The organism is Alteromonas sp. ABH4_457 (genome assembly GCF_056160625.1).
This window is the reverse complement of sequence record NZ_JBSWXN010000002.1, coordinates 249,377-274,579: the sequence shown is the minus strand read 5'-3', so window position 1 is coordinate 274,579 and position 25,203 is coordinate 249,377. Positions and strand designations below refer to the sequence as shown.

Below are 25,203 nucleotides of genomic sequence, written 5' to 3'. Positions count from 1 at the left end.
ATTCCGGATTTAAATTGCACATATGAGCACAGGTGTGAAGACTGAAATTGTATTGATCCGGCATGGCAGACCCCGCTCAGCAGATAATATCCGTTGTACAGCATCAGGTTACGCGAACTGGATTCGAAAGTATAATGCCGCCGACCTTGACCCCAAAAGCAAACCCGCTAAATTACTGAGTCTTAACAACTACTTTGTCATGAGCAGCGATTTGTACCGGGCCCGTTTAACGGCCCGATATTGCTGCGGCCATAGTGCCTGTGAGTACAGCAGTTTATTCAGAGAGATGGATATCCCTTATTACCGGTTACCGTTCCGGCTCAGAGCGTGGACCTGGGTTTATTTCAGTCGTGCCCTGTGGATGGCCGGGGCGGGTGGCAGGTTTGAAAGCTATAAAGACGCTAAAGCCCGGGCAGAAATGGCCGTTAACTTATTGGAAGTGCGGGCAAAGACCCATAAAAAAATAGTCATGTTTGGCCATGGAATGATGAACAGGGAAATTCGCAAAAGGTTGCAACAGCGGGGCTGGGCAGTTGCAGAGAAGGATAACGGCTATTGGGGCGTTAATCGTCTACACTTATAACGGCTGACAGTACGCTGACACTTTTTTCTGCCGGCGCTGAATAATAACTAAGCGAATTAATCACTATGTACATTGGTTGGACAACTTATCTCAAACAACGTTTTCAATCGAAGCGTGCCGGCATGGCTGTCGGTGTATCGTTGTCTGCCGAAACTGCTACCTTCACGGCTTTGCGTAGTAAAGGCGGTGAATCCTATGTTGTCTCTGAAGTTTCTGTGCTTTATTCCCAGTGGCAGACGCAACTCAGTAAATGGGTAGCAAAGCAAAAGCTGTCCGGTGCAGAGTGTCACGTTGCGCTGGCGCAAAACTGGTATCAATTGCTGCAGATTGACCGGCCCGACGTTAAAGATGACGAAATCAATGATTCTCTGGTTTGGCCGGTGAAAGAGCTGATGGGATTCGACAAGCCCATGGTGCTGGACTACTTCGATCTGCCTGTGCCACTGGCCGGCAATAAAAAGGTCAATGTCGTTGCTATGCCTGAAGACACCATAAAAGAGATTGTCGCCGGTTGTATTGAAGCGAATGTACGGCTGGAAAGTATTTCTGTTGAAGAGCTGGCACACTGCGCGCTGTTGCCGGTTATGCAGGAACCGGTTATCACGCTGACGCAGGAAGCCGGAGAAGAAATTATTCTGAACGTCGTCAAGGACGGTCACTTGTATCTCAGCCGAAGGCTGAAAGGCTTCGAGAACCTGGGGAGTTTTTCCGAAGAAGAACTGAGAATGGGCGTGCTGGATTCATTATGTATTCAAATTCAGCGTTCCATGGACTTTTTCGAAAGCCAGCTGCGTCAGGCACCGGTACGTAAGGTGATGATTCGCATCAATGCAGCACAAACCGCAATTATTTTAGAACAGATATCACAGGCAGTTTCTGCTGAGGTGACTGAGCTGGATCTTAGCGGGGTGGTCAACGACCCGTCGGAAGTTATCTCTAATCTGAGCAGTCTGGGCATGGCGCTGACGCCGGCACGGAATAAAACGCTGTCTGCAAAACCGATGGTGGCTGATGAAAAGTAATATCAACCTCTACCAGTCCCGCTTCGAACCACGCATTGATTATCTGTCATTGTCCAGCGTCAGTCTTGCCATTGGAGTAGTTGCTCTCATCGTACTGATAACAGGCAGTATTTATCATTATCTGACCAGTAGTGCAGAAGCTGAATACGTGAAGCTGCTGGAACGTAACCGGATCCATCAGAGCCAGATTGATGAATTGCAGGCCGAGGTAACAAACTGGAAAGCAGACCCTGCGCTGATCAAAAAGGTAGAAGACATCAAACTGGATCTCAGTAAGCAACGTCGTGTACTGGAAGAACTTGCTGCCCGCGCCCCGCTGCGGTTCAAAGGTTTCAGTATTCTGCTGGACGACCTGGCTGACAAACATGAGTCTGATCTCTGGATCGAGTCTATGGCGGTGTCTGAAACTAACATGACTTTTAACGGGCAGGTGTCTTCACCCCAGGCTTTTCCCCGCTGGTTGCAGCGGTTAAGTGAAACAAGCAGTTTCAGAGGGCGCAGTTTTGCCGCTGCCAGGGTGTATATGGACGAAGATGACGCACTGAAATTCGAGTTATCCACCCGCAGAACGGCATCAGCAACGGCTGCTGCGCCGGCACAGCAAAGTGCGCCGGGTTTAACGCTGCCGGGAGGTGCTCAATGAGTAAGCCTTCATTACACGTTAAATTTGAAGCGTTATCCCGGCGGGAAAAGGTGATGACACTGGTATCCGGTATCGCACTGGTGCTGCTTACAGGCTTCACCTTCTTTATTGAGCCTGCCATGAATGACTTAAGCGGGTACAGAAAAGAACTGGCTGCCGAAGAAATGAAAAAGCAGACGTTACAGGCGCAACAGGCCCTGTTCGTGGAAGCGCTGTCGGTAGACCCGGATGCGGAAAAGCATGCTGAATATGATGATCTGGTGGCTAAGAAGAATGATTTGTCGGTCAGCTTTTCAACACAACTCGACGAGCTGGTGTCGCCTGATGAAATGGTGTTGCTGGTGGAAGAAGTGTTTTCCCATACCCACGCACTGACGTTGACTGAAATGTCGTCGGCGGAGCCCGTCTCAGTTTTTGCTGATAACGAATCTATGCAGGATGTAGAGCTTTATCAGCATGGCGTGACAATGACATTCAGGGGCAATTATTTCGACGTTAAGAATTTCATCGAAGTGCTGGAAACCCGCTCAAGGCAGCTCTACTGGCGGTCAATTGATTACGAGGTGACGGCATGGCCGGCGGCAGATGTCACTGTGGAAGTGTATACCCTCAGTACAGATAAGGCGTTTATCGGTGTTTAACAGATACGGCAAATATTTGGTGTTTACCGGCATTCTGCTCATGATGAGCCAGCAAGTGCATGCCGGCGACCCGACCAGACCGGGACGGGGCTATAAAGGTCAGTCTTCTGCGGTAAAAACGCAGACCGGTTATCAGGTAACAGCGATTTTTAATCATGGCATGCGTCCTCAGGCCATCATTAACGGCAAGCTGGTGGCTGAGGGATATCAGTTCAGTGACGCAACCGTGAAAACAATTTTAAAAGATAAAGTGATTATCAGTCATCAGCGCGACGGCCGCTGGCAACCGGTGACGCTGTCAGTGAATCCGGCATCATCAGATAAGTTTAGTATCCGCACTGCGGACTCATATTAGGATCAGGCAATGCGTAAAGCCACCATCACCTTACTTGCAGCTTTCGTTTTGAGCGCCTGCCAGTCAGCGCCAAAAGAATCTGTTGTTGAGCGCTCGTTGAAGGACGAGTTGCAGGCACAGCTGGATGCTGAAAAGGCGAATAAGGCTACTTCTGAAAAATTGGATGAAGTACCTGATGCCGTGAATTCTGCGCTGATGACCGCGCCCGGACCTGCAGCTACGCCGGCGGCACTGCTTGGCCCTGAAAAATACGATATTAATGCCCAAAGCGTGGATGTGCGGCAGTTTTTGTCCGGGCTGGTTTATGACACGCCATACAGTGTAGCCGTGCACCCGGATGTGACCGGTTCGGTTACCCTCGATTTGAAGCAGGTGTCACTGGACGGGGTCATGTCATTACTCTCTGATTTATACGGATTCGATATCCAGAGACAGGGAAACGTATTTCGCGTGTTACCCGCGGGTATGCGTACCGAAACTTTCGCCGTGAACTACCTGCTGATGAAGCGTAACGGGGCGACCCAAACCAGTATCATTTCCGGCGGGGTATCGCAAAATGCCAATGGCGGAAACGGCAGTCAGTCCGGCAGCGGTAACTTCAGTAATTTTACCGGTAGTGAAATGGGCGGCAACGGTCAGTACAGCAGTATGTCCGGTAACAATAATGGCACAATGATCAGCACCCGCACAGAAACTAACTTCTGGGAAGATTTACAAACCAGCCTGGCGTCTATGCTTGGCACAGAAGGTGGTCGTGCGGTGTTTGTTACGCCTCAGGCCGGTCTGGTTACCGTCCGTGCTTTACCGTCTGAGATCCGTGCCATAAAACGCTTTTTGCAGGTGTCTGAAACCCACCTGCAACGTCAGGTAGTGCTGGAAGCCCGTATTCTTGAAGTGGTGCTGAGTGACGGCTATCAGCAAGGGATCAACTGGAATGAAATTATTGCCAATGTGGGCAGCACGAATTTCTCATTCGCTACCACCGCAGGTACGTTTGGCAACGCACTGACCCCGGATTTGGGCGGCATCACCAGTTTGTCTTTCCTCAATCAGGATTTCTCAGGTGTGTTGAATCTGTTGTCCACACAGGGGAATGTTCAGGTGCTGTCCAGCCCCCGTGTTACTGCAACAAACAATCAGAAGGCGGTGATTAAAGTGGGTGACGATGAGTATTTTGTTACCGACGTATCCAGCCAGAATACGATTACAGCCACATCGACTTCAGTGGTCCCGGATATTGAACTGACGCCGTTCTTCTCGGGTATTGCGCTGGATGTTACTCCCCAGATTGACGATAAAGGCAGTGTGCTGTTGCACGTGCATCCTTCTGTTATTGAAACCGAAGAGCAGACTAAAGTTGTCACCCTCAACGAAGAAGAAATTGTGCTGCCGCTTGCACAAAGCACTATCCGGGAATCTGACACGGTTATCCGCGCGTCTTCGGGAGAAATTGTTGTAATTGGCGGCCTGATGCAAACCACCATTACCGATAATGAAAGTAAAACGCCGTTGCTGGGAGACATTCCTGTGGTGGGGAACCTGTTCAGAAATAAACGTCAGCAGGAAATCAAAAAAGAACTGATCATACTGCTTAAGCCCACTGTGGTTGAGCCCGGCACGTGGAGTAAGCAAATCGAAATGAGCCGTTCGCAGATGGCTGACTGGCTGTACGTGGAATAAGTCATGTATCTGAGTCACTTTGGCCTTCAGGAGCCGCCCTTCACGTTGACGCCGAATACCCAGTTTTACTTCGGGTTGCCCAGCCATAATGAGGCAATGGAAGTACTGAAAACGGCGCTGGACGCAGGTGAAGGCTTTATCAAAGTGACTGGCGAGGTAGGCACTGGCAAAACCCTGTTGTGCCGGAAATTGCTCAACGAGTTGCCGGATAACTTTCCCTCCGCCTATATTCCTACCCCCATGCTGTCACCGGAAGAGTTTCGTCGTGCGGTAGCCGCTGAAATTGGTGTGGTGCTGGATGTGGGAGGCGATCAGCAGCAATTTACCCGTCAGATTGAAGCCAAACTGATTGAAAAAGCTAAAGTAGGGTTGTCGGTGGTGCTGATCGTGGACGAAGCCCAGGCCATGCCTGAGGAAACGCTGGAAGCGCTCAGACTTATGACCAATCTGGAAACGGAATCCAAAAAGTTACTTCAGGTAGTGCTGTTTGGTCAGCCAGAACTGGATCAGAAGCTGGCTACGCCAAGATTGCGGCAGCTAAAGCAACGTATTACCTTCAGTTACCGGTTGGCGCTGATGAATGTGGATCAGGTTGAGCAGTATGTGCATCATCGTTTGCAGGTCGCCGGATACAAAGGCTCTCCTGTGTTCGGGCGCCGCCCCTGCCAGATGATGGTGTCTGCCTGCCGCGGAACCGCAAGGCTGATTAATGTGGTCTCTCATAAGGCTTTAATGCTGGCTTATGGCGAAGGAAAACATGAGGTAACACTGGCGCATATTAAATATGCTGTAAAAGATACTGAAGCCACACAACGGCGGATAGCCGGTATGCCTCTGCAAGCCATTGGTCTCGTAGCGACGGGAGTGGTTATCGCGGTTACTGTCATCGCAGGTATGTGGTTCAGTGGAGGCGCGGTATGAGTGTAATCAATAAAATGCTCCGCGACCTTGAGGGAGAGAATAATCAGGGCGACAACACAAAAAACTATAAACCGCCCTCATCGGGAGACGCTGGCATAAAGAGCCGGCTGATCATTCTGGGTGTGTTGCTGTTTGCCGCAATTGCATGGAGTGCGTTTACTTTTCTGGTGGATGCCAAAGACAACGGGGACAGAACCGCCCCACCGGTCACAGCCAGGACTTCACCGGATAACCAAACCGGACCTGCGCCGGTAACGTTGAATACCTCGTCATCTCCGGTTTCTGATGAATCTGAGCCGGAGCCGCGCCTTACCGCATCAGGAGATAGCAGTCTTACTGCAATTGCACCGCCTGATAATACATCATTTGCTGTTATAAATAGCTCAGAGCCAGCACCGGTAACGCCGGAGAATATACCGCAGGCCGGAGGCCGGACAGCGTCACAAGCCGGTGACAATGGTCCGGTCATTGTTTTTAATCAGGTTCAAACAGAGCCACAATCCCGGCAGGAAGAGGCTGTACAAAAAACGGCTCCGGAATCTGCAGGCAATCGTGTGCCGGTAATAAAACCGGAAAAAGCACATAGTAAAACCGCTGATACAGGGGTGATGAAAGTCACTAAGTCGCAGCCTGCCGCTGTGGAGGCTACACTGCGCGATCAGATTGCCGGTGAGATGAAAAAAGGCAATATGCGTGAAGCCACCCGTCTGCTGATACTGTTATCGCAACGGGAGCCGGATAACCTTGATGTCCGCAAGAAACTGGCATCGGTGTATTTCGCAGAAGGACAAGTAGAGCAGGCGCAGCAAATACTGGAACAGGCTCTCGTGAAAGCTCCGGCGAATACCAGTATCCGGTTGATGCTTGGGCGTCTTTACACTCAGCAGAACATGGGCGAACTGGCCTGGGAAGTGATCAGTCAGCCGGCTGATACCACCGACATCGACTTTCTGGGTTTCCGTGCCGGATATGCCAATCAACTAAAAAAGTATGACGCAGCGCTAATTGATTATCGTGTGCTGACTGAACTTCAGCCTGCCATAGCACGCTGGTGGCTAGGTTTTGGAGTTGCCTCCGACAAGCTTGGAAAGCCGCATCTGGCGGTGCAGGCATACAAGGAAGCTCTTAACAGACAAGGGTTGGAAGACGCTGTTGAATTATTCGTCCGGAAACGGATTAAGGATCTCTCGGAGTAATTATGAGTCAGACGAAAATCCGTTTAGGAGATCTGCTGGTACAGGATGGTTTAATTACCGGTGAGCAATTAGTACAGGCTCTGGGGGAACAGCGTAAAACTGGCCGTAAGCTGGGTGCCACCCTTATTTCCATGGGGCTGGTGACAGAGCAGGAGTTATTAACATTACTTTCCCGTCACCTTAAGGTCGCGCTTATCGACCTCGACCAGTATCAGGTTAATGCCAGTGCAGTTAAGTTATTACCGGAAATTCAGGCCCGCCGGTACAGAGCACTGGTTATTGAAGACAAAGGTGACAGGTTGCTGGTGGCGATGAGCGACCCGGCTGACCTAAACGCGCAGGATAACCTGTCGGATCTGCTGCCCAAACCATTTGATATGGCTGTGGTAAGCGAAGCGCAACTGTATAACGCCTACGATACCCATTATCGTAAAACCGATGAAATCGCCTCTTTCGCTCATGAGCTGGCAGAGGAATATCAGGAAACAGATAACTTTTCGTTAAGTGCCGGTGTGGAAGAAGAGCAGGACACCGCTGTTTCCCGGTTACTTCAGTCAATCTTCGATGATGCGGTCATTGCCAAAGCCTCAGATATTCACATTGAGCCGGATGAAAGCAAGCTGCGCATACGTCAGCGTGTCGACGGTGTGTTACAGGAAACTGTTATTCCGCAGGGAAACATTGCTGCAGCACTGGTATTACGCCTCAAGCTGATGGCCGGTCTGGATATCTCTGAAAAGCGGTTACCTCAGGATGGCCGTACCCAGGTAAAGGTACGGGGACACCGCATTGACGTGCGTTTATCAACCATGCCGGTTCAGTCCGGTGAAGCGGTGGTAATGCGTTTGCTGGATCAGTCAGCCGGAGTATTAACACTGGAACAGACCGGGATGCCCGCGCCGCTGTTGAAACGTTTCCGCACGCTGTTACAACGCCCGCACGGCATGATTCTGGTTACCGGTCCTACCGGCTCAGGGAAAACAACGACACTATACGGCGCGCTGAGTGAGCTGAATAAACCGGAAAGAAAAATCATTACTGTTGAAGATCCTGTGGAATACCGTTTGCCCAGGGTAAACCAGGTGCAGGTTAACAGCAAAATCGACCTGACTTTCTCCAGTGTACTGCGCACCACATTACGTCAGGATCCTGACATTATCATGGTGGGGGAAATGCGGGACCAGGAAACAGTGGAAATTGGTCTGCGTGGAGCATTAACCGGTCACCTGGTATTGTCAACGTTACACACCAACGACGCTGTTTCCAGTGCAATCCGCCTGCTTGATATGGGAGCGCCGGGTTACCTGGCCGCCAGTGCGTTACGCGGCGTTGTTGCCCAGCGTCTGGTCCGTAAAATTTGTGACAGTTGTGAAAGTGTTTACACCCCCACCCCGGAAGAGGTGTTCTGGCTTAAACACGTGGATGAATCTTTGGGAGAGGTGGTATTTAAAAAAGGTCGCGGTTGCCAGAAATGTAATCAGACCGGCTACAAAGGCCGGATTGGTGTGTTCGAACTGCTGGAACTGAATGACGCCATGATGGATGCGCTGAAGGTAGGGGATACCGTGGGCTTCGCGCAACATGCCAGAGAAAGTAATCGTTACCGGCCGCTTGCTTACGCCGCATTAACCTACGCGAAAATGGGCATGACCACCGTTGAGGAAGTGCTCAAGTTGTCTGAAATGGTCGCCGATACCTCAGATACCGACGTGGACAAAGCAGAGGACACGGGTGATGGCCAGGTTTAGTTATACTGCCCGTGAAAGGACGGGTGAGTTAACCGAAGGAACTATGGATGCCACGGACGAGAGCGCCGTGGCAAAGCTGCTGTTGGCCCGCAATGTCATCCCCATCAAAATTGTTGCGAGCAAAGATGAGGCGGCTTCCGGTGCTGAAAAATCCATGGACGTGCACTGGTACACGCCCAATGTGTCGCTGGACGAACTGGTTATCTTTTGTCGTCAGATGTTTTCACTGACCCGTGCCGGTATTCCTATTTTGCGGGCAGTCAGTGGTTTGGCTGAGTCCAGTAACTCTGCGCGAATGCGTGTTGCTCTGCTTGATGTTATCGCTCAGTTAGAAAGGGGGCGCAGTTTGTCCTCGGCGCTGCATTTGCACAGCGATATTTTCAACCAGCTTTTTGTGAGCATTATTCACGTGGGCGAGAATACCGGTCGTCTGGATGATGCGTTTTTACAGCTGGCTGAGTACCTTGAAAGGGAGCAGGAAACCCGTAAGCAAATTAAAGCCGCCACCCGGTATCCTATATTCGTGCTGATTGCTCTGGCAATGGCCTTTGTAGTGCTCAACGTGTTCGTTATCCCAAAATTTGCCACCATGTTTGCCAAATTCGGAGCCGAACTGCCCACCATGACCAAAGTGCTGCTGGCCATTTCTGATTTCATGCTTAACCGCAGTTATATTCTTATCGGCATTATCGCCTTAATCAGCTACGGCATTTACCGCTATGTGAGTACCGAAAGCGGCCGGTATCAATGGGATCGTCTCAAGCTTCGTCTTCCCGTGGTGGGAGACATCATCCGCCGCTCACTGCTGGCCCGTTTCAGCCGCAGTTTTTCTATGATGCTCCATTCCGGTGTGCCCCTTACCAATGCCCTTAATCTTGTGGCGGATGCGGTCGATAACGCTTATGTGTCAGCTTCTGTTATTGAAATGCGCCAGCGCATCGAGAAGGGCGAGAATTTAACCCGGGTCAGCCATGCCAGCGGACTCTTCACCCCGATGATCATGCAAATGATTAACGTGGGGGAAGAAACCGGGCGGGTAGATGAGCTGCTTGCTGAGGTTGCCGGTTTCTATGAACGGGAAGTGGATTACGACCTGAAAAGCCTGACTGCGAAAATTGAGCCGTTCCTGATTGTGATTGTCGCCGGCATGGTACTGATTTTAGCTCTGGGTATTTTCTCCCCGATGTGGGACATGATGAGTGCGATAAAGGGGGGCCGGTGAGAAAAAGTAACGCCGCCGCAGTGAATGAACAGCGCAAGATGTTCCTTGGCATCATTTCAACCCTGGTGTTTGCCATTTTAATGGGCAGTTTTATCGTCTACTTCTACGAATCGGAGCCGAATTTGAAAGGCCAGATCCTGTTCCGCTTCGGCGATAAACTCGAAGACAGTGCTGTCAGCGCACACTGGCAGTGGCAGGCCGAGGGCCGTCCGGAGCGTATTTTGCTGGTGCACTATAATAGCGAAGGTAAAGAGACTGATCGCCGTCCGGTGGTGATGGGAGTAACTGGCTGGCCCGGCGTTAAACATACAGATGACGGCTGCCGGAAGCTGTGGCAGATGTTGCTGAATCAGCCTATGGAAGTGGATGGTTTCAGAGTCCGCGGCGATTTTTACGAAGGTGATACAGAGTCGGGTGAGCCAGTTAATGCTTATTGCCGGTTCGGACTGAGCAGCGGTGACTATTTTGATTATGCAATTTATCGCGGAGATGTGACCTATGAAGATGAGTGACCCGGTACATCGCCAGCATGCAGAAAAACGGGAGAACAGAAACATGGATATACAGCGTTATCGGGCAATACAGAGTCAGGCCGGCTTTACGCTGATTGAGCTGACCATTGTTGTGGTATTGCTTGGCCTGCTGGCTGCGGTGGCCATTCCCCGGTTTCTGGACGTAACCGAAGATGCGGAAAATGCCACCGTTGAAGGTGTGGCAGGCGGTTTTGCCACCGGCGTGGGGCTGGTACGGGCGCAATGGGAACTTGAGGCCCGTCCGCAGGACAACGACAGCACGAATCAAACCTTTGTCACATTGGATGGCGTGCGTGTAGGGGTCGACAGTGACACCGGCTACCCTACCGGACAGCTGGCGAATGATGGCAGCTCGGAAGATACCAGTATGAGTAATGCAGATTGCCAGAGCATTTTCAGTCTGATCATGCAGAGTGCACCGACCATTACTGCTAACTGGCAAAATATTCCCACGGAACGATTTCGTTACTATACCGCTGTAAGCAGTGGTACAGGATCTGGCGGAAATGACCAGTGCTACTATTATTTAAGTCAAACCATCAAGAACTTAAACACCGCGCCGGTCGATAACACACAGGGAAATGGATTCATATACGACTCAAGGATAGGTCAGGTTATTGTGTTCACTAACAATAGCGATCAATCCATAACTAACTGAGCAAGATTTTGAGCCATAATATATATAGTTAATTTCCTATTTAGAGGTACTGAACATGCAACAACGTGGTTTTACACTTATCGAACTGGTCATTGTGATAGTGATTTTAGGTATTCTTGCCGTAACGGCAGCGCCCCGTTTCATTGACTTACAAGGCGATGCCCGTGCATCTACCCTGCAAGGTGCTAAAGCGGCACTGACCAGCGGCATGCAACTGGTTTATGCAAAATCTGCCATTGCCGGTGAACAGCGCACGGCCTATGCCGGTAACGCTACGACGCGGGTAACTATTGGAGGGAAAAACGTTAATACTGACTTTGGGTACCCAGATGCCGAAGTTGCTTCACTCGCAAACCTGAACTATTGGGTAGAGTTTGCTGATGCAGACTGGGACTTCACGGCGAATGCACCAGCTGCCGGTCAATTTACGATCACTCCAAATGGTGTTACAGCTGTAGCGATCACTTCATCTGATGCGTGTCAGGTGGTATATACAGAAGCTGCAGACGCGAATACAGCTCCATCCGTTGATGTTTACACAGACGGTTGCTAATACTCTGAAATAAAGAAGGATGTGTAATGCGAAAGCGCATTACGTCAAATTATGTTCAGTCGGGCTTTACCCTTGTTGAACTTGTCATCATCATAGTTTTACTGGGTGTGTTATCGGTGGTAGCGATTTCACGCTTCGATGATGGCAAGGGGTACAACGAGTTCCTGCTGCAAAAGCGCCTGCTTAGCGCACTAAGGCATGTTCAGATGCAGGCCATGCAGGACACCCGTGACGGATATTGTTACCGGCTGAACTTCAATTATTCCCCGTCATCGCTCAATTTCGGCCCGCCAGTGGCCACTCTGGCATCTGCCAGTGCATCCGCGTCCTGTCAGAGCGGCATTGATTTCAACGCTGCCAGCCACCTCCGTACGGATAATGGCGAAATGAGTGCCATGGAAGTCACTATGTCGGGCTACGATGGCAATGCCTCCGCGCCGGTCTATATCGGTTTTAACAATGTGGGTAAACCATTGACCCCCGGCGCTCTGTGCGCTTCAGGTTCCGGTTGCCGTATTTCATTTGCCGGCAAATCAACCGCCAGTGTGTGCGTAAACAGCCAGGGTTTCATCTATGAATGCTAACCGGGGGTTTACATTACTGGAAACGGTTATCGGGATGGTGATATTTGCCATCGTGCTGACCACGTCTGTGCAGCTCATTGCTGAACAATCAAAGAAAAGCCTGGAACCCATCTGGCAAACCCGTGCAGCGGAACTCGGACGGTCATTGCTATCGGAAATTAACAGTAAAAAATTTGATGTGCGTTCCAGTTCTAATCCCGACGCCCCCCGGTGTAATGAGGGCAGTCGCTGTTCTTATACCAATGAATTCGGGCCGGGTAGCGGTGAGCTCAGAGCAAACTGGGATGATGTGGATGATTATCACCTGCTCAGCCAGTCGGGTGCCGGTATTACTGACAGCCGTGGTGTAGCGCTAATTGCGTCAGACGGCTCACCGCTTTATCAGGGGTTTTCGCTGTATGTCCGGGTGCACTACGATGATAATATCGATGGTATAGACGATGACGATACCAATCAGGATGGCGTATACGATACCGGTACCTATACCGGCAATATAAAACGCATTGTCGTCTTTATTACCACACCGGGTGGCGATACGGTGGTGTTCTCTGCATACAAGTGGAATATCTGATGGCGAAGTTCAGTGTACAGAAAGGCTTCACCCTGATTGAACTTGTCACAGTGATTGTGATCCTGGGTATTGTGGGGTTGGGAATAAGCAGCTTTATGGGAAATACCATGCTGCTGTTCGCCGGCAGTGTTGAGAGAGAGCAACTGATGAACGAGGGCCGCTTCGCCGTAACGCGGATGCAGCGGGAAATGGCCCGTGCTGTACCAAACAGTTTTCGCATCGCCGGAAACAGTGGTGTGCACTGCGTTGAATTTACCCCGGTCGTCTGGCCTGCCAGCTATGCCACCGCACCTTTTGGTTCGACGTCCAACCGCACGGTTAACATGTTCTGGCCACACGACCCGGATGGGAATTACCATATTGTCGCTAATGATCAGCACATCGTCATTTATCCCCAGCAACCCGCTGACGTATACGATCAGTCACGTAACAGAAAAGCGCGGGTAACAGGATGCTCAGATGACGGAGACGGGCATTGCCTCACCCGTGATGACAGTGATGATGTTATTCAGGTACAGGTAGACCGTGCATTTCAGCAGGCATCACCTCATCACTATGCCTATTTTGTTAACCGGACAATCAGCTACTGTGTGGCGAATGGCAACGTATATCGCAAAGAAGAAAATATGAATACTTCGCAATCTTTGTCGTTGTCTGGTGCTGTAATTGTGGCTGAGCATGTTACAAATTCCTTGTCAGGTAATCCGGCGTCTTCCTATGCCGCTAACGATCCGTTAATGGTATTTGCCGGCCCTGCCGGAAAAAGCAATTTCGTCAGAATAAACCTTCAGTTTAATGATAATGGTGAGCAGGTTAATCATTTTCAGGAGGTGCACGTTGCGTTCAAACCCTGAAACAACTTGCGCTTTACCCGCATCACAACGCGGCAGTATGCTGGTACTGGCGATGTTTGCTATCGTTGTGCTGTCACTCATTGGTATTTCAATGGCGTCAATGGTGCAGTCATCAGAGAAAACCATTGTGTATGAAGTCATGGGCGAGCGGGCAGAGCAGGCCTCTCTGGTGGGAGTAGAAATACTGGTCCACGCGATTAAACCAGTTAACGGTAATCTGCATATTTGCGACAACTCTTTCAACCTGAACAGTCTGGTGGTAAATATGCAGGGGTTTGAAGGCTGTACAATTGTAGTGCGGTGTACCACCCGTTCAATCCCTGTCAGCGGAAACCAGACAGAGTACCATTATGAAATTAAATCCACCAGCACCTGCGCTGCCGGTGAAATGGTGGCGACGAAATCCAACACATACAACATGACTAAACCCTTCAACTATTAGTCTTGCCTGGTATGTTTATCTTTGCCTCCGGATTTTCCTGAACTTTTCCTGAACGGAATGCCGTCTTCTCAGTCTAACGACTGTTCAGAGTGGTGATTGTCACTCTTTTTGCACACTTTTACATGACGAAACAATTCCCTTGCTGGCTGATTTTTGAACTAAAATTCTGCTCAATTATTTAAGCTGACCAGCGAAGCGGTATTTTGTGCGCCTCAGAGGGCTATTTGCTTGCCCAAAGTAGTACCCGTTGTTAAAGTGTGCGGATATATATCTTCATTTCGCAGTCACGCCGCAAGCCATACCCGAAGAAAGGTATGCAGGCGCAATAACAGGAACTGGCATTTCATGTTTAAAAAGCTTCGAGGCATGTTTTCCAACGATTTGTCCATCGACCTCGGAACGGCTAACACGCTCATCTATGTAAAAGATCAGGGCATCGTACTTAACGAACCATCAGTGGTAGCAATCCGTCAGGAACGGGCATCAGGACCAAAAAGTGTTGCCGCGGTGGGTTCTGAAGCTAAGCGTATGCTTGGCCGTACGCCGGGTAATATCCGTGCTATCCGTCCAATGAAAGACGGCGTTATCGCTGACTTCTATGTGACTGAAAAAATGCTGCAGCATTTTATTAAACAGGTTCATGACAACAATTTCCTGCGTCCCAGCCCGCGAGTGCTGGTATGCGTACCTTGTGGTTCTACTCAGGTAGAACGCCGTGCTATTAAAGAATCTGCACTGGGTGCAGGTGCCCGCGAAGTGTATCTGATTGACGAGCCGATGGCGGCTGCTATTGGTGCGGGTTTACCGGTATCAGAAGCTACCGGTTCCATGGTGGTCGATATCGGTGGTGGTACCACAGAAGTCGCAATTATTTCACTGAACGGTGTGGTGTATTCCTCTTCTGTTCGCATTGGTGGTGATAAGTTTGACGAAGCTATCATTAACTATGTGCGTCGTAACTTCGGTTCACTCATCGGTGAAGCTACTGCAGAGCGTATTAAGCACGAAATCGGTGCTGCTTACCCGGGTGATGAAGTACGTGAAATTGAAGTGCGCGGCCGTAATCTGGCTGAAGGTGTTCCCCGTGGCTTCGTGCTGAATTCCAATGAAATTTTAGAAGCCTTACAGGAACCGTTAACCGGTATCGTGTCCGCGGTCATGGTTGCCCTGGAGCAGTCTCCGCCGGAACTGGCTTCAGATATTTCTGAACGCGGCATGGTACTTACCGGTGGTGGTGCGTTACTGAAAGATCTGGACCGCTTACTGATGGAAGAAACCGGTATTCCGGTAGTGGTGGCAGATGATCCGCTTACCTGTGTAGCCCGCGGTGGCGGTAAAGCGTTCGACATGATTGATATACATGGCGGCGACCTGTTCAGCTACGAATAATCAAACCAGAAAGGCTACCGCAAGGTAGCCTTACTGCGTATCACGGGTAATATGGATACGATTTTCACACGCGGACCTTCACTGATTAGCCGCCTCATTCTTGCGCTGGTAATGTCGGTGGCGCTGATAATCGCAGATTCGAAATTTGATGCGTTTCAGTCTTCGCGCGTGTACATGAACTCACTGATGAGTCCATTGCAATATCTTGCGAACCTCCCCAGCGTACTGCTCAGCGCCAGCGCGCAACGTCTCACTTCCCATGAAGATCTCGTTGAAGAAAACCAGCGGCTGACCAATCAGGTTTTGTTGATGAGCGAACGCTTACAGCGATTTGATGTTTTACAGTCTGAAAACGATCAACTCCGTGCCTTACTGGATACGCCGGCAAAGCCGGACGTGCGAAAAAAGGTGGCAGAGCTGATGGCCGTTGAAAACAGTCCTTTCAGCCAGCAAATTGTGATCAACAAAGGAGCCTTGGACGATGTGTTCCTGTCGCAATCGGTGCTGGATGATCGTGGCGTAGTGGGCCAGGTGATGGAAGTGGGTACGACGAATAGCCGGGTGGTGTTGATCACTGATGTGACTCATGCTGTGCCGGTACGCTCAGTACGCAATAATATCCGCTTTATTGCCAGTGGTACCGGCTCTCTCGATGAGCTGCTGCTGGAACATGTCCCTCATAGTGTGGACGTGGAAGTCGGGGATATTCTGGTGACGTCAGGTTTAGGACAGGTATTTCCGGAGGGTTATCCGGTGGCACAGGTCAGCCGGGTGACTCGTGACGAAAGCCGCCCGTTTGCCATTGTTGCCGCTACGCCTCTTGCACGGCTGGACAGGCTGAAGTATTTGCTGTTGTTGTGGCCGGAACATCATGACGGGGAGGCGGAATTTGATGGTGTCAGTACCGCCGGTGATGAAAGCCAGGAGGGTGAGAATGATTAAGACCCGCCACTCTGCCATTATTGCCACTTTACTCATTGCACTGGTTTTACAAATTGTGCCTCTGCCGATCCAGGTCGATATTTACCGGCCGGACTGGGTGCTCATTGTGCTGGCTTACTGGACCATGGCATTACCTCACCGCGTGAATGTAGGCGTGGCCTTCATGGCGGGAATTGCCATGGATATTTTGTTGGGGACGTCGCTGGGGATTCATAGTTTTTCCCTGAGTTTATCGGTATTTACACTGGCGGCTAATTATCAGCGTTTGCGCAACTACTCGGTGTGGCAACAGGCTATTATCATTGGCCTTATCAGTGCGCTCTATCACACCGTTTTATTCTGGCTTCAGCACCTTCTCACCGGCATTCCTTTTCAGCTCAGCTATTTATGGCCTGTCCTCAGCACGATGATCTTATGGCCATGGATATTCTGGCTGCTCCGTAAAGCACGCAGACAACTCAACATTAATTAGGAGGCGTTATGTCAGCGCAACTTATTCTGGCATCAGCTTCTCCCCGCCGCACTGCATTACTTGACCAGATGGGGTTTACCCATCGCCAGTTTCCCGTCGATATCGATGAGTCTCCCCTCGACGGAGAATCTCCCGAAACCATGGTGACGCGGTTGGCGGCTGAAAAGGCAAGGGTTGCCAGTGAGCGTCTGAACGTGGATGCGGATTCGTCTTATGTGGTGCTGGCTTCAGATACGCTCATTGCTTTTCAGGGCCGGCCGTTAGGTAAGCCGGCAGACCGTGATGATTGTTTTGCCACACTCAGAGCTTTGTCTGACAAGGAACACGAAGTGCTGACAGCCGTGAGTATTTATTGCGGCGGTAAATCAAAAACACTGCGCGTATGCACAAAGGTACTTTTCGCCCCTGTCACCGACGACGATATTGCCGCATACTGGGAGACAGGAGAACCTGCAGATAAAGCCGGAAGTTATGCCATTCAGGGCATTGGCGGTCAGTTTGTCAGATCGGTATCCGGCAGTGTGAGTTCAGTGATTGGTCTGCCATTGTACGAGACCCGTTGTTTGTTGAAAGAATTTGGAATTTCATCGTGAGTGCAGAACTACTAATCAACGTAACGCCCTCTGAATCCAGGGTCGCATTAATCGAAAACGGTATCCTTCAGGAAGTGCACGTAGAGCGGCATACCAAGAAAGGGCTGGTGGGGAATATTTACCGCGGGAAAGTGAGCCGTGTGCTGCCTGGCATGCAGGCAGCGTTTGTGGATATCGGTCTGGATAAAGCCGCTTTTTTGCATGCATCAGACATCGTTGTCCACAATGAAATTGTTGATGAGGTATCCAGCAGTCAGCTGCAAAAGCGGGATATCCGCGAGTTGGTGCGTGACGGTCAGGACATTATTGTGCAGGTGGTGAAAGATCCCATCGGTACGAAAGGCGCGCGGCTGACTACCGACATCACAATTCCGTCTCGCTATCTGGTCTTCATGCCGAGCGTCACCCATGTCGGCGTCAGCCAGCGCATTGAAGACGAAGCGGAGCGGGAGCGGCTGAAGAATCTGGTTCAGGAATACTGTGATGATGAAGGCGGCTTTATTTTGCGAACAGCCGCAGAGGGAGTATCGCAACAGGAGCTCTCTTCCGACGCGGCTTTTCTGCGCCGGTTGTGGAACAAAATCAAACAACGGATGGGCCGCAAGAAGCAGCATATCATGTATGAAGATTTGCCCCTCGCACGCCGGGTGCTGCGGGACTTTGTTGGCACCGAGCTGGACCGTATCCGTATTGACTCCAATTTGTCTTTCAGGGAATTAGGGGAATTTACCGCCGAATATGTTCCCGAACTGCAAAGTAAGCTTGAATATTATCGTGGCGACCGGCCCATTTTTGACCTGTATGATGTTGAAAATGAAATACAGCGGGCGTTAGATCGCAGAGTCGATCTTAAATCCGGCGGTTATCTCATTATCGATCAGACAGAAGCGATGACCACCATCGATATTAATACCGGTGCGTTTGTCGGTCACCGCAATCTGGAAGAGACCATCTTCAATACTAACATTGAAGCGACGCTGGCTATCGCAAGGCAACTCAGGCTGCGCAATCTGGGTGGTATGATCCTCATCGACTTTATTGATATGTCGGAACCGGATCATAAACGGCGTGTCTTAAATAGTCTGGAAGCGGCAACGGTGAAAGACCGGGCAAAGATTAATATTCACGGGTTTACCTCGCTGGGTCTGATTGAAATGACCCGTAAACGCACCCGCGAAAGTCTTGAGCATACCCTGTGCGGACTATGCCCGGTATGTAAAGGCCGGGGTTCGGTAAAAACTATCGAGACGATTTGCTTTGAAATTATGCGTGAAGTGGTGCGGGTTAACCGTGCCTATGACGCAGAATTATTTGTTATTTATGCTTCGCCAAATGTGGCCGATGCGCTGCTGGGTGAAGAATCCCATGTTCTGGCTGAGCTGGAAGTGTTTGTGTCTAAGCAGATTAAAGTGCAGACAGAGCCGCTCTACAACCAGGATAAATACGACGTAGTCATGATGTAAGGCGGTGTCCGTTAAGTGAGTAAAGCAGGTAAGGTAGCCACCTGGCTGGTAAAAAAGCTGTGGATGCTGCTGGCAGTCTTTTTAGTGTTGTTTGCTGTCATGCTGAGCGTTATGCGCTACGCATTGCCTCATATCGACCATAAAAAATACCTGCTTGAAGACTATGTCAGTGAAAAATACGGAGTCGATCTCAAAATCGGCAGCGTTCAGGCTGACTGGGAAAAATCAGGCCCAAGCATCGTATTGAATGATGTGGTGCTCGCCAACGGCGACTCTTCTCCGGTGGCGCTTGGCATTAAACAAGTCCACATGGATATCGACTTCTGGGAAAGCCTGCGCTTACGGATGTTGTCTTCCAATGCCTTTACTCTGGACGCACTGACACTCGAAATCGATGCCGACCGTTTTGACGGTGCCGGCGAGAGTGATTTTCCTGTCGTTGATGCCCTTAAAAGCCTTTTCCTTGAGCAGTTACAGCGCTTTTCACTTACTGACGGTGAGGTTGCGATTACCCGCAATAATGAGCGGGAAGTACTGCAACTGGAGTCACTGAGCTGGATCAACAAAGACCGGCGTCACCAGGGCACCGGCGCTGTGCGGGTACAGGAACTGGCAAATAACTCGGCCTCTTTTATTCTCGATCTCACCGGTACCCCTGATTCACTGGATGGCGTGATGTACGCCCGTGCAGAAGATTTGGATATTTCTCCCTGGGTTAGCGGCTTGCTGGCTACCCGGCGTCCGTTGCGTGAGAGCCGGGCGAATTTTGAAGTCTGGGCGGAAGTAAAAGAAAGTCACTTCAGTGCGTTTTATACCGAATTCCACGAAAGTAAACTGGCGTGGGGTGGCGACGATGCGCTGGTGTTTAACTCGGGGATCCGCGGCGGCAGTATTCAGGCGCAACCGGTTAAAGACAAATGGCATTTCCGTGTTGATCAGCTTATTTTTGATGCCAACGATCAGAGTCTGGTAACAGACCTGGTAGGGACCGTATCGGATAATGAATTACTGGTGAATACGGTGAAGCCGGCACCGGTGAACCCTTTTCTGGTGTTATTACCCCTGTTCACAGACGATACCGCCGATGACAATATCCGCGATATTAACCCGGGTGGTCAACTGGCTACACTACAGGTAAAACTGCAGCCGAAAGGGTTCGACCTGGCAGCAAAACTCATTGACGTGAGTTGGGATCAGGATGGCTATGTGCCCGGGCTTTCTCACCTCGACATGGATATTTTCTGGCATAAGAAACAAGGTGTGGTGTTGTTATCTGCAGATGACAGCACCCTGGACATCGATAATTTGCTACCGGAATCAGTGAAGGTAAGCAAGCTGAGAGGGAAAGTGTTTGTTTACCGGCAGTCCCTTGATGACGGCAATCACTGGGTTGTCCAGAGCCACAAACTGGATGTGAAGTCAGATAAATTATCGTTTCAACCTGCATTCCGTTTTGATACCACATCACGGGAGTTGTCGGTGAGTGCTGACATCGCGTCCCGTCCGGTAAAAGATATACAGGACTTGTTGCCTGGTCCGGTAATTGGCAAGAACACAACGGCTTTTCTCAACCGCGCTTTCGTCGGGCCGGGGCAAATAGAAGGGGCCACTATACTCTGGCAGGGTAAACCGGCAGATTTTCCTTTCAGCGGCAATGAAGGGGTTTTTCAGGCCAAAGTACAGGTAGCCGGCAGTACGTTCCGCTTCTCTGATGACTGGCTGCCACTGGAAGGGCTGGACCTTACTTTATTGTTCGAGAACGACAGCTTAACTATGCACAGTCCGGGCGGCACACTTGGTGGTGTTGCCGTTAGTGATATGACTGCTGTGATCCCTGCCTTAAGGGGCGATTCGGAAGTGATTATTGATGCCACGGGTAAAGCAACAGGGGCGGATGTTACTTCACTTATGCTGCAGAGCAGTTTATCCGGTTCGCTGGGACGATTACTGGAAAAAGATGTGCAGATAAAGGGGGACCTGTCTGCCGGCTTACATCTTGAAATTCCTTTCGACAGTAACCAGGTCATTGCCCGGGGGGAAGTGACCCTGCCCGGGAACGATGTTCACGTGAGCAGCGTAAAAATGGATTTTGCCGGCGCTACCGGTAAAGTCATCTTTGAAAATGAAAAGGTACAGCTCACCGATCTAGAGGCGTCGTTGCTCGGGCAGCCGGTGAGTTTATCTTTTGACGGCAAGCAGGAAGACGAAGATTATCTGGTGGATCTGTCGCTGGATGGTACCTGGAACATTAATCCTCTGCTGGCTGAGTTTAACCCTGACTTCGACACTTATTTATCCGGTGATGCCCACTGGCAGGCCGTTGTCGCATTGCGTATTCCGCCGGAAGGATTCAGCTACCGTGCGAATATTACTACGCCGTTAACCGGCCTTAGTTCAAAGTTGCCAGCTCCTTTTGCTAAAACAGCAGACAGTGATTTACTGTTCAATGTGATCAGTGAAGGGAATGAGCAAGCCTCAACGGTGAAAGCCAGCTTAGGTGATGATGTGCGCTTCGAAGGTGTACTGCCTCATCAGGAAATGCAGTTTTCCCGCGCCCACCTGGCTTTGGGGGACAGCGACTTTGTAGGCATGGGCATAGGTTTCAGTATCTCTGCCGCCATGGATGTCGTGAATGTGACGGACTGGTACAAAACCATCGAGTTACTGGTAAACGGCATGGGCAGTGGCGGCGAACCCGGTACGCAGAAAAACGCGTTATTTTCTGTGCCGGAACGTATATTTGTTAATGCCGGTAACCTGGTGATTGCCGGTCAGAATCTGCATAACGCTAAAATTACCACCAAGCAGCAAAACAATAACTGGATGCTGGATATCAACGCCACGGAAGCCAGAGCGACGGTGAATTTGTATGATGACTGGCTGGCGCGGGGCGTTGCCGTTGAAGCTGATTATATCCGTTTTGAAAGTTGGGAATCAGAAGATGAAGGCGTGGCCCATAACTGGGATGCGAATACGTTACCGCCGGTCTACTTCCACTGTAAAAAATGCATATTCCTCGACAAAGATTTAGGCGAGGTAACACTGGATGTGGCGAAAGCGACGTCTGGTCTGGATATCCGGCAACTTAGTGCAGTGAGTAAGCATGGCAAGTTTTCGGCAAAAGGAAAATGGGTCTTTGACGGCGACGACAACAACACTTTACTGGGTGGTTCGCTGGAAAGTGATGATGTGGGCATGATGTTGAAAAACTGGGGCGTCGACAGCGGCATTAAAGACTCAGGCGCCAGAATGAACTTTGATTTAAGCTGGGCAAAATCCCCCATGGATTTTAGTGCAGAAACCCTGACAGGCGATGTAAAGTGGTCTTTGTCAGACGGTTATCTCAGTGAAGTCAGTGATAAAGGTTCCCGTATTTTTACCCTTTTCAGTCTGAATTCACTGGTGCGTAAACTGAGCCTGGATTTCCGTGATGTGTTCGCGAAGGGCTTCTTTTATGATGATATGAGCGGTACCTTGTCCATCGCTGACGGCAAAGCGTATACCGGCGATACTGTAATTGATGGCGGTGCCGGTGAGATCAATATCAAAGGTTATACGGATCTGGTGGAAAACCAGCTGAATTACAATGTGGTGTTTTCGCCTAACGTCACCGGCAACCTGCCTATCCTGGTGTACTTCCTTGCCACGCCGCCAACCGCACTGGCTGCACTGGCACTTGACCAGGTGTTAACATCAGCGAAAGTCATATCAAATGTGAACTACCATGTTACCGGCAGCTTAAGTGAACCGGTATTTGAAGAGGTGGGCAGGGACAGCAAAGAAGTTGCACTGCCTGCGAAAAACCGGCCGGCAACATCGCCGGATGATCCCATCACAGACCAGGACATGGAGCGTATCAAACTGGAGGTAAACAATGGTTAATGTAGTCGCGATACAGATGACATCCGGACCGGATGTCGAAGCGAACTTACAGTTTGTTGAATCTCAACTTGCGTTACTGCCAGACCCGGACGAAGTGACCAGCCTGGTTGTATTGCCTGAGTGTTTCGCCTGTTTCGGCACCCGTGACGGTACATTACTGACGATCGCAGAAGCAAAAGGTGAAGGCAAAATTCAACAGGCACTCAGTGCTATGGCGGCAAAATACCGGTGCTATCTGGCGGGTGGCACTATTCCGCTCAAAACCTCTGAGGAAAACCTGTTTACAGCTTCCTGCCTGTTTTATTCGCCGGATGGCGAACTGATAACCGAATACCAGAAGATTCACCTTTTCGATGTGGCGGTAAATGATCGCACCGGTACCTATCTGGAATCTAAATATACGAAACCCGGCAGCCGGGTGGTAGTTGTGGATACAGAGGTCGGGCGTATTGGTCTGGCAGTATGTTATGATGTGCGCTTTCCCGGCTTATTTACGGCAATGGGAGACATCGATATTCTGGTTTTGCCTGCTGCTTTTACGCAGCGTACCGGCGAAGCACACTGGGAAGTGCTTTTGCGTAGCCGGGCAATTGAAAAACAGTGTTTTGTGGCTGGCGCAAATCAAACCGGCATTCATGCCAACCAGCGCGAAACTTACGGTCACAGTATGGTGATTTCTCCCTGGGGGGATGTTCTGGCCTGCGAGCCTGAACAGACCGGGCTGGTAAGTGCTAAAATAGACATTAACGATCGGGTGAAGTTGAAGGCGAATATGCCTGTCAGCCAACATAACCGGTTCAGGAGCCAACTTGTTTAATAACGTAAAAACGCATCTGCTTACAGACTCAGGCCTTGATTTGTCATCGCTGGAAAAAGCGCTGGGTGAAATTTATCACCATGACAATGACTATGCTGACCTGTATTTTCAGTCCAGCCAGCATGAAAGCTGGGTGCTGGAAGACGGCATCATCAAAGACGGCAGCTACAACATCGAACGCGGTGTGGGTGTGCGTGCAGTCAGTGGTGAAAAAACAGGTTTTGCATACTCTGACGACATCAATGAAACGGCTCTGCTGGACGCCTGCCGCGCAGCCCGCACGATTGCTCCTTCCGGTGGTAAACATCATGTTCAGTCACTGGAAACCGGCAGCTATATCACCCGTTACAAAGACAACAATCCCTTGCTTGCCATGCAGGACGCTGAAAAAATTGCGCTGTTAAAATCGGTGGACGCTTACATCCGTCAAAAAGAGCCCGGTATTAATCAGGTGGTAGTGAGCTTAAGCGGTGTATATGAAGAAGTACTGGTAGCTGCGACTGACGGCACCCTGGCGGCAGATATTCGTCCGCTGGTGCGTCTGAACTGCTCAGTACTGATGGAAAAAGGCGATCGCAGGGAGCGTGGCAGTGCCGGCGCCGGCGGACGCCACTCATATGACTTCTTCACCACAGATAAAGACGGCCGGCCTTATTACGAAACCCTGGCCGATGAAGCACTGCACATGGCGCGGGTGAATATGGAAGCGATCGCCAGCCCTGCCGGGACCATGCCGGTGGTGTTAGGTAACGGCTGGCCGGGTGTGCTTCTGCATGAAGCGGTAGGCCATGGTCTGGAAGGTGACTTCAACCGTAAAGGTGCATCTACTTTCAGCGGCCGTATAGGCGAGCGTGTAGCTGCCAAAGGGGTCACAGTGGTAGATGACGGCACAATGGCTGACCGCCGTGGCTCTCTTTCTATAGATGATGAGGGCACGCCGTCAGCACATAACGTGCTGATTGAAGACGGCATCCTGAAAGGTTACATGCAAGATAAAATGAATGCCCGTTTGATGGGTGTGAGCCCAACCGGAAACGGACGCCGTGAGTCATTCGCGCACTTACCCATGCCACGTATGACCAATACGTACATGATGGCCGGTGAGCACGACCCGCAGGAGATCATTGCGTCAATCGACAAAGGTATTTACGCACCGAACTTCGCCGGTGGTCAGGTAGATATCACGTCCGGTAAGTTTGTATTTTCCAGCGCAGAGGCTTATCTGATTGAGAACGGTAAAATTACTGCACCGGTAAAAGGCGCTACCCTCATTGGCAATGGCCCTGAAGTCATGCAGAAAATTTCCATGATCGGTAATGATGTGGCGCTGGATCGCGGTGTCGGTGTGTGCGGTAAAGACGGCCAGTCCGTGCCGGTTGGCGTTGGTCAGCCAACGCTGAAGGTGGATGAACTCACCGTAGGTGGTACTGCTTAAGCGC

Annotated in this window: 25 protein-coding genes; all 25 read left to right on the top strand. The window is 50.6% G+C overall.

Translation table 11 applies throughout. The annotated features are described in order from the left end of the window. Positions 1-34: 34 nt before the first annotated feature. Positions 35-583 carry a histidine phosphatase family protein gene (locus ACXAGR_RS04415; RefSeq protein ID WP_474848348.1) on the top strand — a complete coding sequence of 183 codons (549 nt, stop codon included), beginning with the start codon at positions 35-37 and terminating at the stop codon, positions 581-583. Between the two features lie 65 nt (positions 584-648). After that, a complete protein-coding gene (locus ACXAGR_RS04410; protein WP_474848346.1) occupies positions 649-1,605 on the top strand; it encodes a biogenesis protein MshI in 957 nt (318 codons plus the stop codon). Continuing rightward, positions 1,595-2,248 (top strand): hypothetical protein, encoded by a 654-nt coding sequence (locus ACXAGR_RS04405; RefSeq protein WP_474848344.1) that lies wholly within the window; start codon positions 1,595-1,597, stop codon positions 2,246-2,248. The genes ACXAGR_RS04410 and ACXAGR_RS04405 overlap by 11 nt, the downstream gene beginning before the upstream one ends. After that, positions 2,245-2,889, top strand: a complete 645-nt coding sequence (locus ACXAGR_RS04400) for a hypothetical protein (RefSeq protein WP_474841683.1) — start codon at positions 2,245-2,247, stop codon at positions 2,887-2,889. The genes ACXAGR_RS04405 and ACXAGR_RS04400 overlap by 4 nt, the downstream gene beginning before the upstream one ends. After that, positions 2,882-3,244 (top strand): hypothetical protein, encoded by a 363-nt coding sequence (locus tag ACXAGR_RS04395; RefSeq protein ID WP_474848342.1) that lies wholly within the window; start codon positions 2,882-2,884, stop codon positions 3,242-3,244. Before ACXAGR_RS04400 ends, ACXAGR_RS04395 begins: the two co-directional genes overlap by 8 nt. A 9-nt stretch (positions 3,245-3,253) precedes the next feature. Further along, positions 3,254-4,924 carry a pilus (MSHA type) biogenesis protein MshL gene (gene mshL / locus ACXAGR_RS04390; RefSeq protein WP_474841679.1) on the top strand — a complete coding sequence of 557 codons (1,671 nt, stop codon included), beginning with the start codon at positions 3,254-3,256 and terminating at the stop codon, positions 4,922-4,924. A gap of 3 nt (positions 4,925-4,927) precedes the next feature. Continuing rightward, positions 4,928-5,845: an ExeA family protein gene (locus tag ACXAGR_RS04385; RefSeq protein WP_474848340.1), complete on the top strand. Its 918-nt coding sequence runs from the start codon at positions 4,928-4,930 to the stop codon at positions 5,843-5,845. Beyond that, on the top strand, positions 5,842-7,041 hold the full coding sequence (locus tag ACXAGR_RS04380; protein WP_474848338.1) for a tetratricopeptide repeat protein: 1,200 nt from the start codon (positions 5,842-5,844) through the stop codon (positions 7,039-7,041). Before ACXAGR_RS04385 ends, ACXAGR_RS04380 begins: the two co-directional genes overlap by 4 nt. 2 nt (positions 7,042-7,043) lie before the next feature. Further along, positions 7,044-8,789, top strand: a complete 1,746-nt coding sequence (locus tag ACXAGR_RS04375) for a GspE/PulE family protein (protein WP_474848336.1) — start codon at positions 7,044-7,046, stop codon at positions 8,787-8,789. Beyond that, positions 8,776-10,011 (top strand): type II secretion system F family protein, encoded by a 1,236-nt coding sequence (locus tag ACXAGR_RS04370; RefSeq protein WP_474848334.1) that lies wholly within the window; start codon positions 8,776-8,778, stop codon positions 10,009-10,011. Before ACXAGR_RS04375 ends, ACXAGR_RS04370 begins: the two co-directional genes overlap by 14 nt. Beyond that, entirely contained in the window at positions 10,008-10,523 is a 516-nt protein-coding gene (locus tag ACXAGR_RS04365) for a hypothetical protein (protein WP_474848332.1), read from the top strand. The genes ACXAGR_RS04370 and ACXAGR_RS04365 overlap by 4 nt, the downstream gene beginning before the upstream one ends. A 43-nt stretch (positions 10,524-10,566) precedes the next feature. Then, positions 10,567-11,202 carry a pilus assembly FimT family protein gene (locus ACXAGR_RS04360; RefSeq protein WP_474848813.1) on the top strand — a complete coding sequence of 212 codons (636 nt, stop codon included), beginning with the start codon at positions 10,567-10,569 and terminating at the stop codon, positions 11,200-11,202. A gap of 55 nt (positions 11,203-11,257) precedes the next feature. Further along, complete coding sequence (locus tag ACXAGR_RS04355; RefSeq protein WP_474848330.1) at positions 11,258-11,755, top strand: type II secretion system protein; 498 nt, start codon at positions 11,258-11,260, stop codon at positions 11,753-11,755. Positions 11,756-11,781: 26 nt separating this feature from the next. Further along, positions 11,782-12,339 (top strand): type II secretion system protein, encoded by a 558-nt coding sequence (locus tag ACXAGR_RS04350; RefSeq protein WP_474848328.1) that lies wholly within the window; start codon positions 11,782-11,784, stop codon positions 12,337-12,339. Further along, positions 12,329-12,910 (top strand): type IV pilus modification PilV family protein, encoded by a 582-nt coding sequence (locus ACXAGR_RS04345; protein WP_474848325.1) that lies wholly within the window; start codon positions 12,329-12,331, stop codon positions 12,908-12,910. Before ACXAGR_RS04350 ends, ACXAGR_RS04345 begins: the two co-directional genes overlap by 11 nt. Continuing rightward, entirely contained in the window at positions 12,910-13,764 is an 855-nt protein-coding gene (locus ACXAGR_RS04340) for a PulJ/GspJ family protein (protein WP_474848323.1), read from the top strand. The genes ACXAGR_RS04345 and ACXAGR_RS04340 overlap by 1 nt, the downstream gene beginning before the upstream one ends. Then, entirely contained in the window at positions 13,748-14,206 is a 459-nt protein-coding gene (locus tag ACXAGR_RS04335) for a hypothetical protein (RefSeq protein WP_474841660.1), read from the top strand. The genes ACXAGR_RS04340 and ACXAGR_RS04335 overlap by 17 nt, the downstream gene beginning before the upstream one ends. Before the next feature lie 345 nt (positions 14,207-14,551). Next, positions 14,552-15,595 (top strand): rod shape-determining protein, encoded by a 1,044-nt coding sequence (locus ACXAGR_RS04330; protein ID WP_119502859.1) that lies wholly within the window; start codon positions 14,552-14,554, stop codon positions 15,593-15,595. A 51-nt stretch (positions 15,596-15,646) separates the two neighbouring features. Next, complete coding sequence (gene mreC, locus ACXAGR_RS04325; protein WP_474848320.1) at positions 15,647-16,537, top strand: rod shape-determining protein MreC; 891 nt, start codon at positions 15,647-15,649, stop codon at positions 16,535-16,537. Next, entirely contained in the window at positions 16,530-17,009 is a 480-nt protein-coding gene (gene mreD / locus ACXAGR_RS04320) for a rod shape-determining protein MreD (protein WP_442858433.1), read from the top strand. Before mreC ends, mreD begins: the two co-directional genes overlap by 8 nt. A gap of 8 nt (positions 17,010-17,017) precedes the next feature. Beyond that, positions 17,018-17,602: a Maf family protein gene (locus ACXAGR_RS04315; protein WP_474848318.1), complete on the top strand. Its 585-nt coding sequence runs from the start codon at positions 17,018-17,020 to the stop codon at positions 17,600-17,602. Then, positions 17,599-19,065: a ribonuclease G gene (gene rng, locus ACXAGR_RS04310; protein WP_119502856.1), complete on the top strand. Its 1,467-nt coding sequence runs from the start codon at positions 17,599-17,601 to the stop codon at positions 19,063-19,065. The genes ACXAGR_RS04315 and rng overlap by 4 nt, the downstream gene beginning before the upstream one ends. A gap of 15 nt (positions 19,066-19,080) precedes the next feature. After that, positions 19,081-22,947, top strand: a complete 3,867-nt coding sequence (locus ACXAGR_RS04305; RefSeq protein ID WP_474848316.1) for a YhdP family protein — start codon at positions 19,081-19,083, stop codon at positions 22,945-22,947. Then, complete coding sequence (locus tag ACXAGR_RS04300; RefSeq protein WP_474841650.1) at positions 22,940-23,764, top strand: carbon-nitrogen hydrolase family protein; 825 nt, start codon at positions 22,940-22,942, stop codon at positions 23,762-23,764. Before ACXAGR_RS04305 ends, ACXAGR_RS04300 begins: the two co-directional genes overlap by 8 nt. After that, positions 23,757-25,199: a metalloprotease TldD gene (gene tldD, locus ACXAGR_RS04295; RefSeq protein ID WP_474848314.1), complete on the top strand. Its 1,443-nt coding sequence runs from the start codon at positions 23,757-23,759 to the stop codon at positions 25,197-25,199. The genes ACXAGR_RS04300 and tldD overlap by 8 nt, the downstream gene beginning before the upstream one ends. Positions 25,200-25,203 lie beyond the last annotated feature (4 nt).

Excerpts from the sequence above, each read along its gene's own strand:
- ACXAGR_RS04410 (WP_474848346.1), top strand. The coding sequence starts at position 649 with ATGTACATTGGTTGGACAACTTATCTCAAACAACGTTTTCAATCGAAG.
- ACXAGR_RS04405 (WP_474848344.1), top strand. The coding sequence starts at position 1,595 with ATGAAAAGTAATATCAACCTCTACCAGTCCCGCTTCGAACCACGCATT.
- ACXAGR_RS04400 (WP_474841683.1), top strand. The coding sequence starts at position 2,245 with ATGAGTAAGCCTTCATTACACGTTAAATTTGAAGCGTTATCCCGGCGG.
- mshL (WP_474841679.1), top strand. The coding sequence starts at position 3,254 with ATGCGTAAAGCCACCATCACCTTACTTGCAGCTTTCGTTTTGAGCGCC.
- ACXAGR_RS04385 (WP_474848340.1), top strand. The coding sequence starts at position 4,928 with ATGTATCTGAGTCACTTTGGCCTTCAGGAGCCGCCCTTCACGTTGACG.
- ACXAGR_RS04380 (WP_474848338.1), top strand. The coding sequence starts at position 5,842 with ATGAGTGTAATCAATAAAATGCTCCGCGACCTTGAGGGAGAGAATAAT.
- ACXAGR_RS04375 (WP_474848336.1), top strand. The coding sequence starts at position 7,044 with ATGAGTCAGACGAAAATCCGTTTAGGAGATCTGCTGGTACAGGATGGT.
- ACXAGR_RS04370 (WP_474848334.1), top strand. The coding sequence starts at position 8,776 with ATGGCCAGGTTTAGTTATACTGCCCGTGAAAGGACGGGTGAGTTAACC.
- ACXAGR_RS04360 (WP_474848813.1), top strand. The coding sequence starts at position 10,567 with ATGGATATACAGCGTTATCGGGCAATACAGAGTCAGGCCGGCTTTACG.
- ACXAGR_RS04355 (WP_474848330.1), top strand. The coding sequence starts at position 11,258 with ATGCAACAACGTGGTTTTACACTTATCGAACTGGTCATTGTGATAGTG.
- ACXAGR_RS04350 (WP_474848328.1), top strand. The coding sequence starts at position 11,782 with ATGCGAAAGCGCATTACGTCAAATTATGTTCAGTCGGGCTTTACCCTT.
- ACXAGR_RS04345 (WP_474848325.1), top strand. The coding sequence starts at position 12,329 with ATGAATGCTAACCGGGGGTTTACATTACTGGAAACGGTTATCGGGATG.
- ACXAGR_RS04340 (WP_474848323.1), top strand. The coding sequence starts at position 12,910 with ATGGCGAAGTTCAGTGTACAGAAAGGCTTCACCCTGATTGAACTTGTC.
- ACXAGR_RS04330 (WP_119502859.1), top strand. The coding sequence starts at position 14,552 with ATGTTTAAAAAGCTTCGAGGCATGTTTTCCAACGATTTGTCCATCGAC.
- mreC (WP_474848320.1), top strand. The coding sequence starts at position 15,647 with ATGGATACGATTTTCACACGCGGACCTTCACTGATTAGCCGCCTCATT.
- mreD (WP_442858433.1), top strand. The coding sequence starts at position 16,530 with ATGATTAAGACCCGCCACTCTGCCATTATTGCCACTTTACTCATTGCA.
- ACXAGR_RS04315 (WP_474848318.1), top strand. The coding sequence starts at position 17,018 with ATGTCAGCGCAACTTATTCTGGCATCAGCTTCTCCCCGCCGCACTGCA.
- ACXAGR_RS04300 (WP_474841650.1), top strand. The coding sequence starts at position 22,940 with ATGGTTAATGTAGTCGCGATACAGATGACATCCGGACCGGATGTCGAA.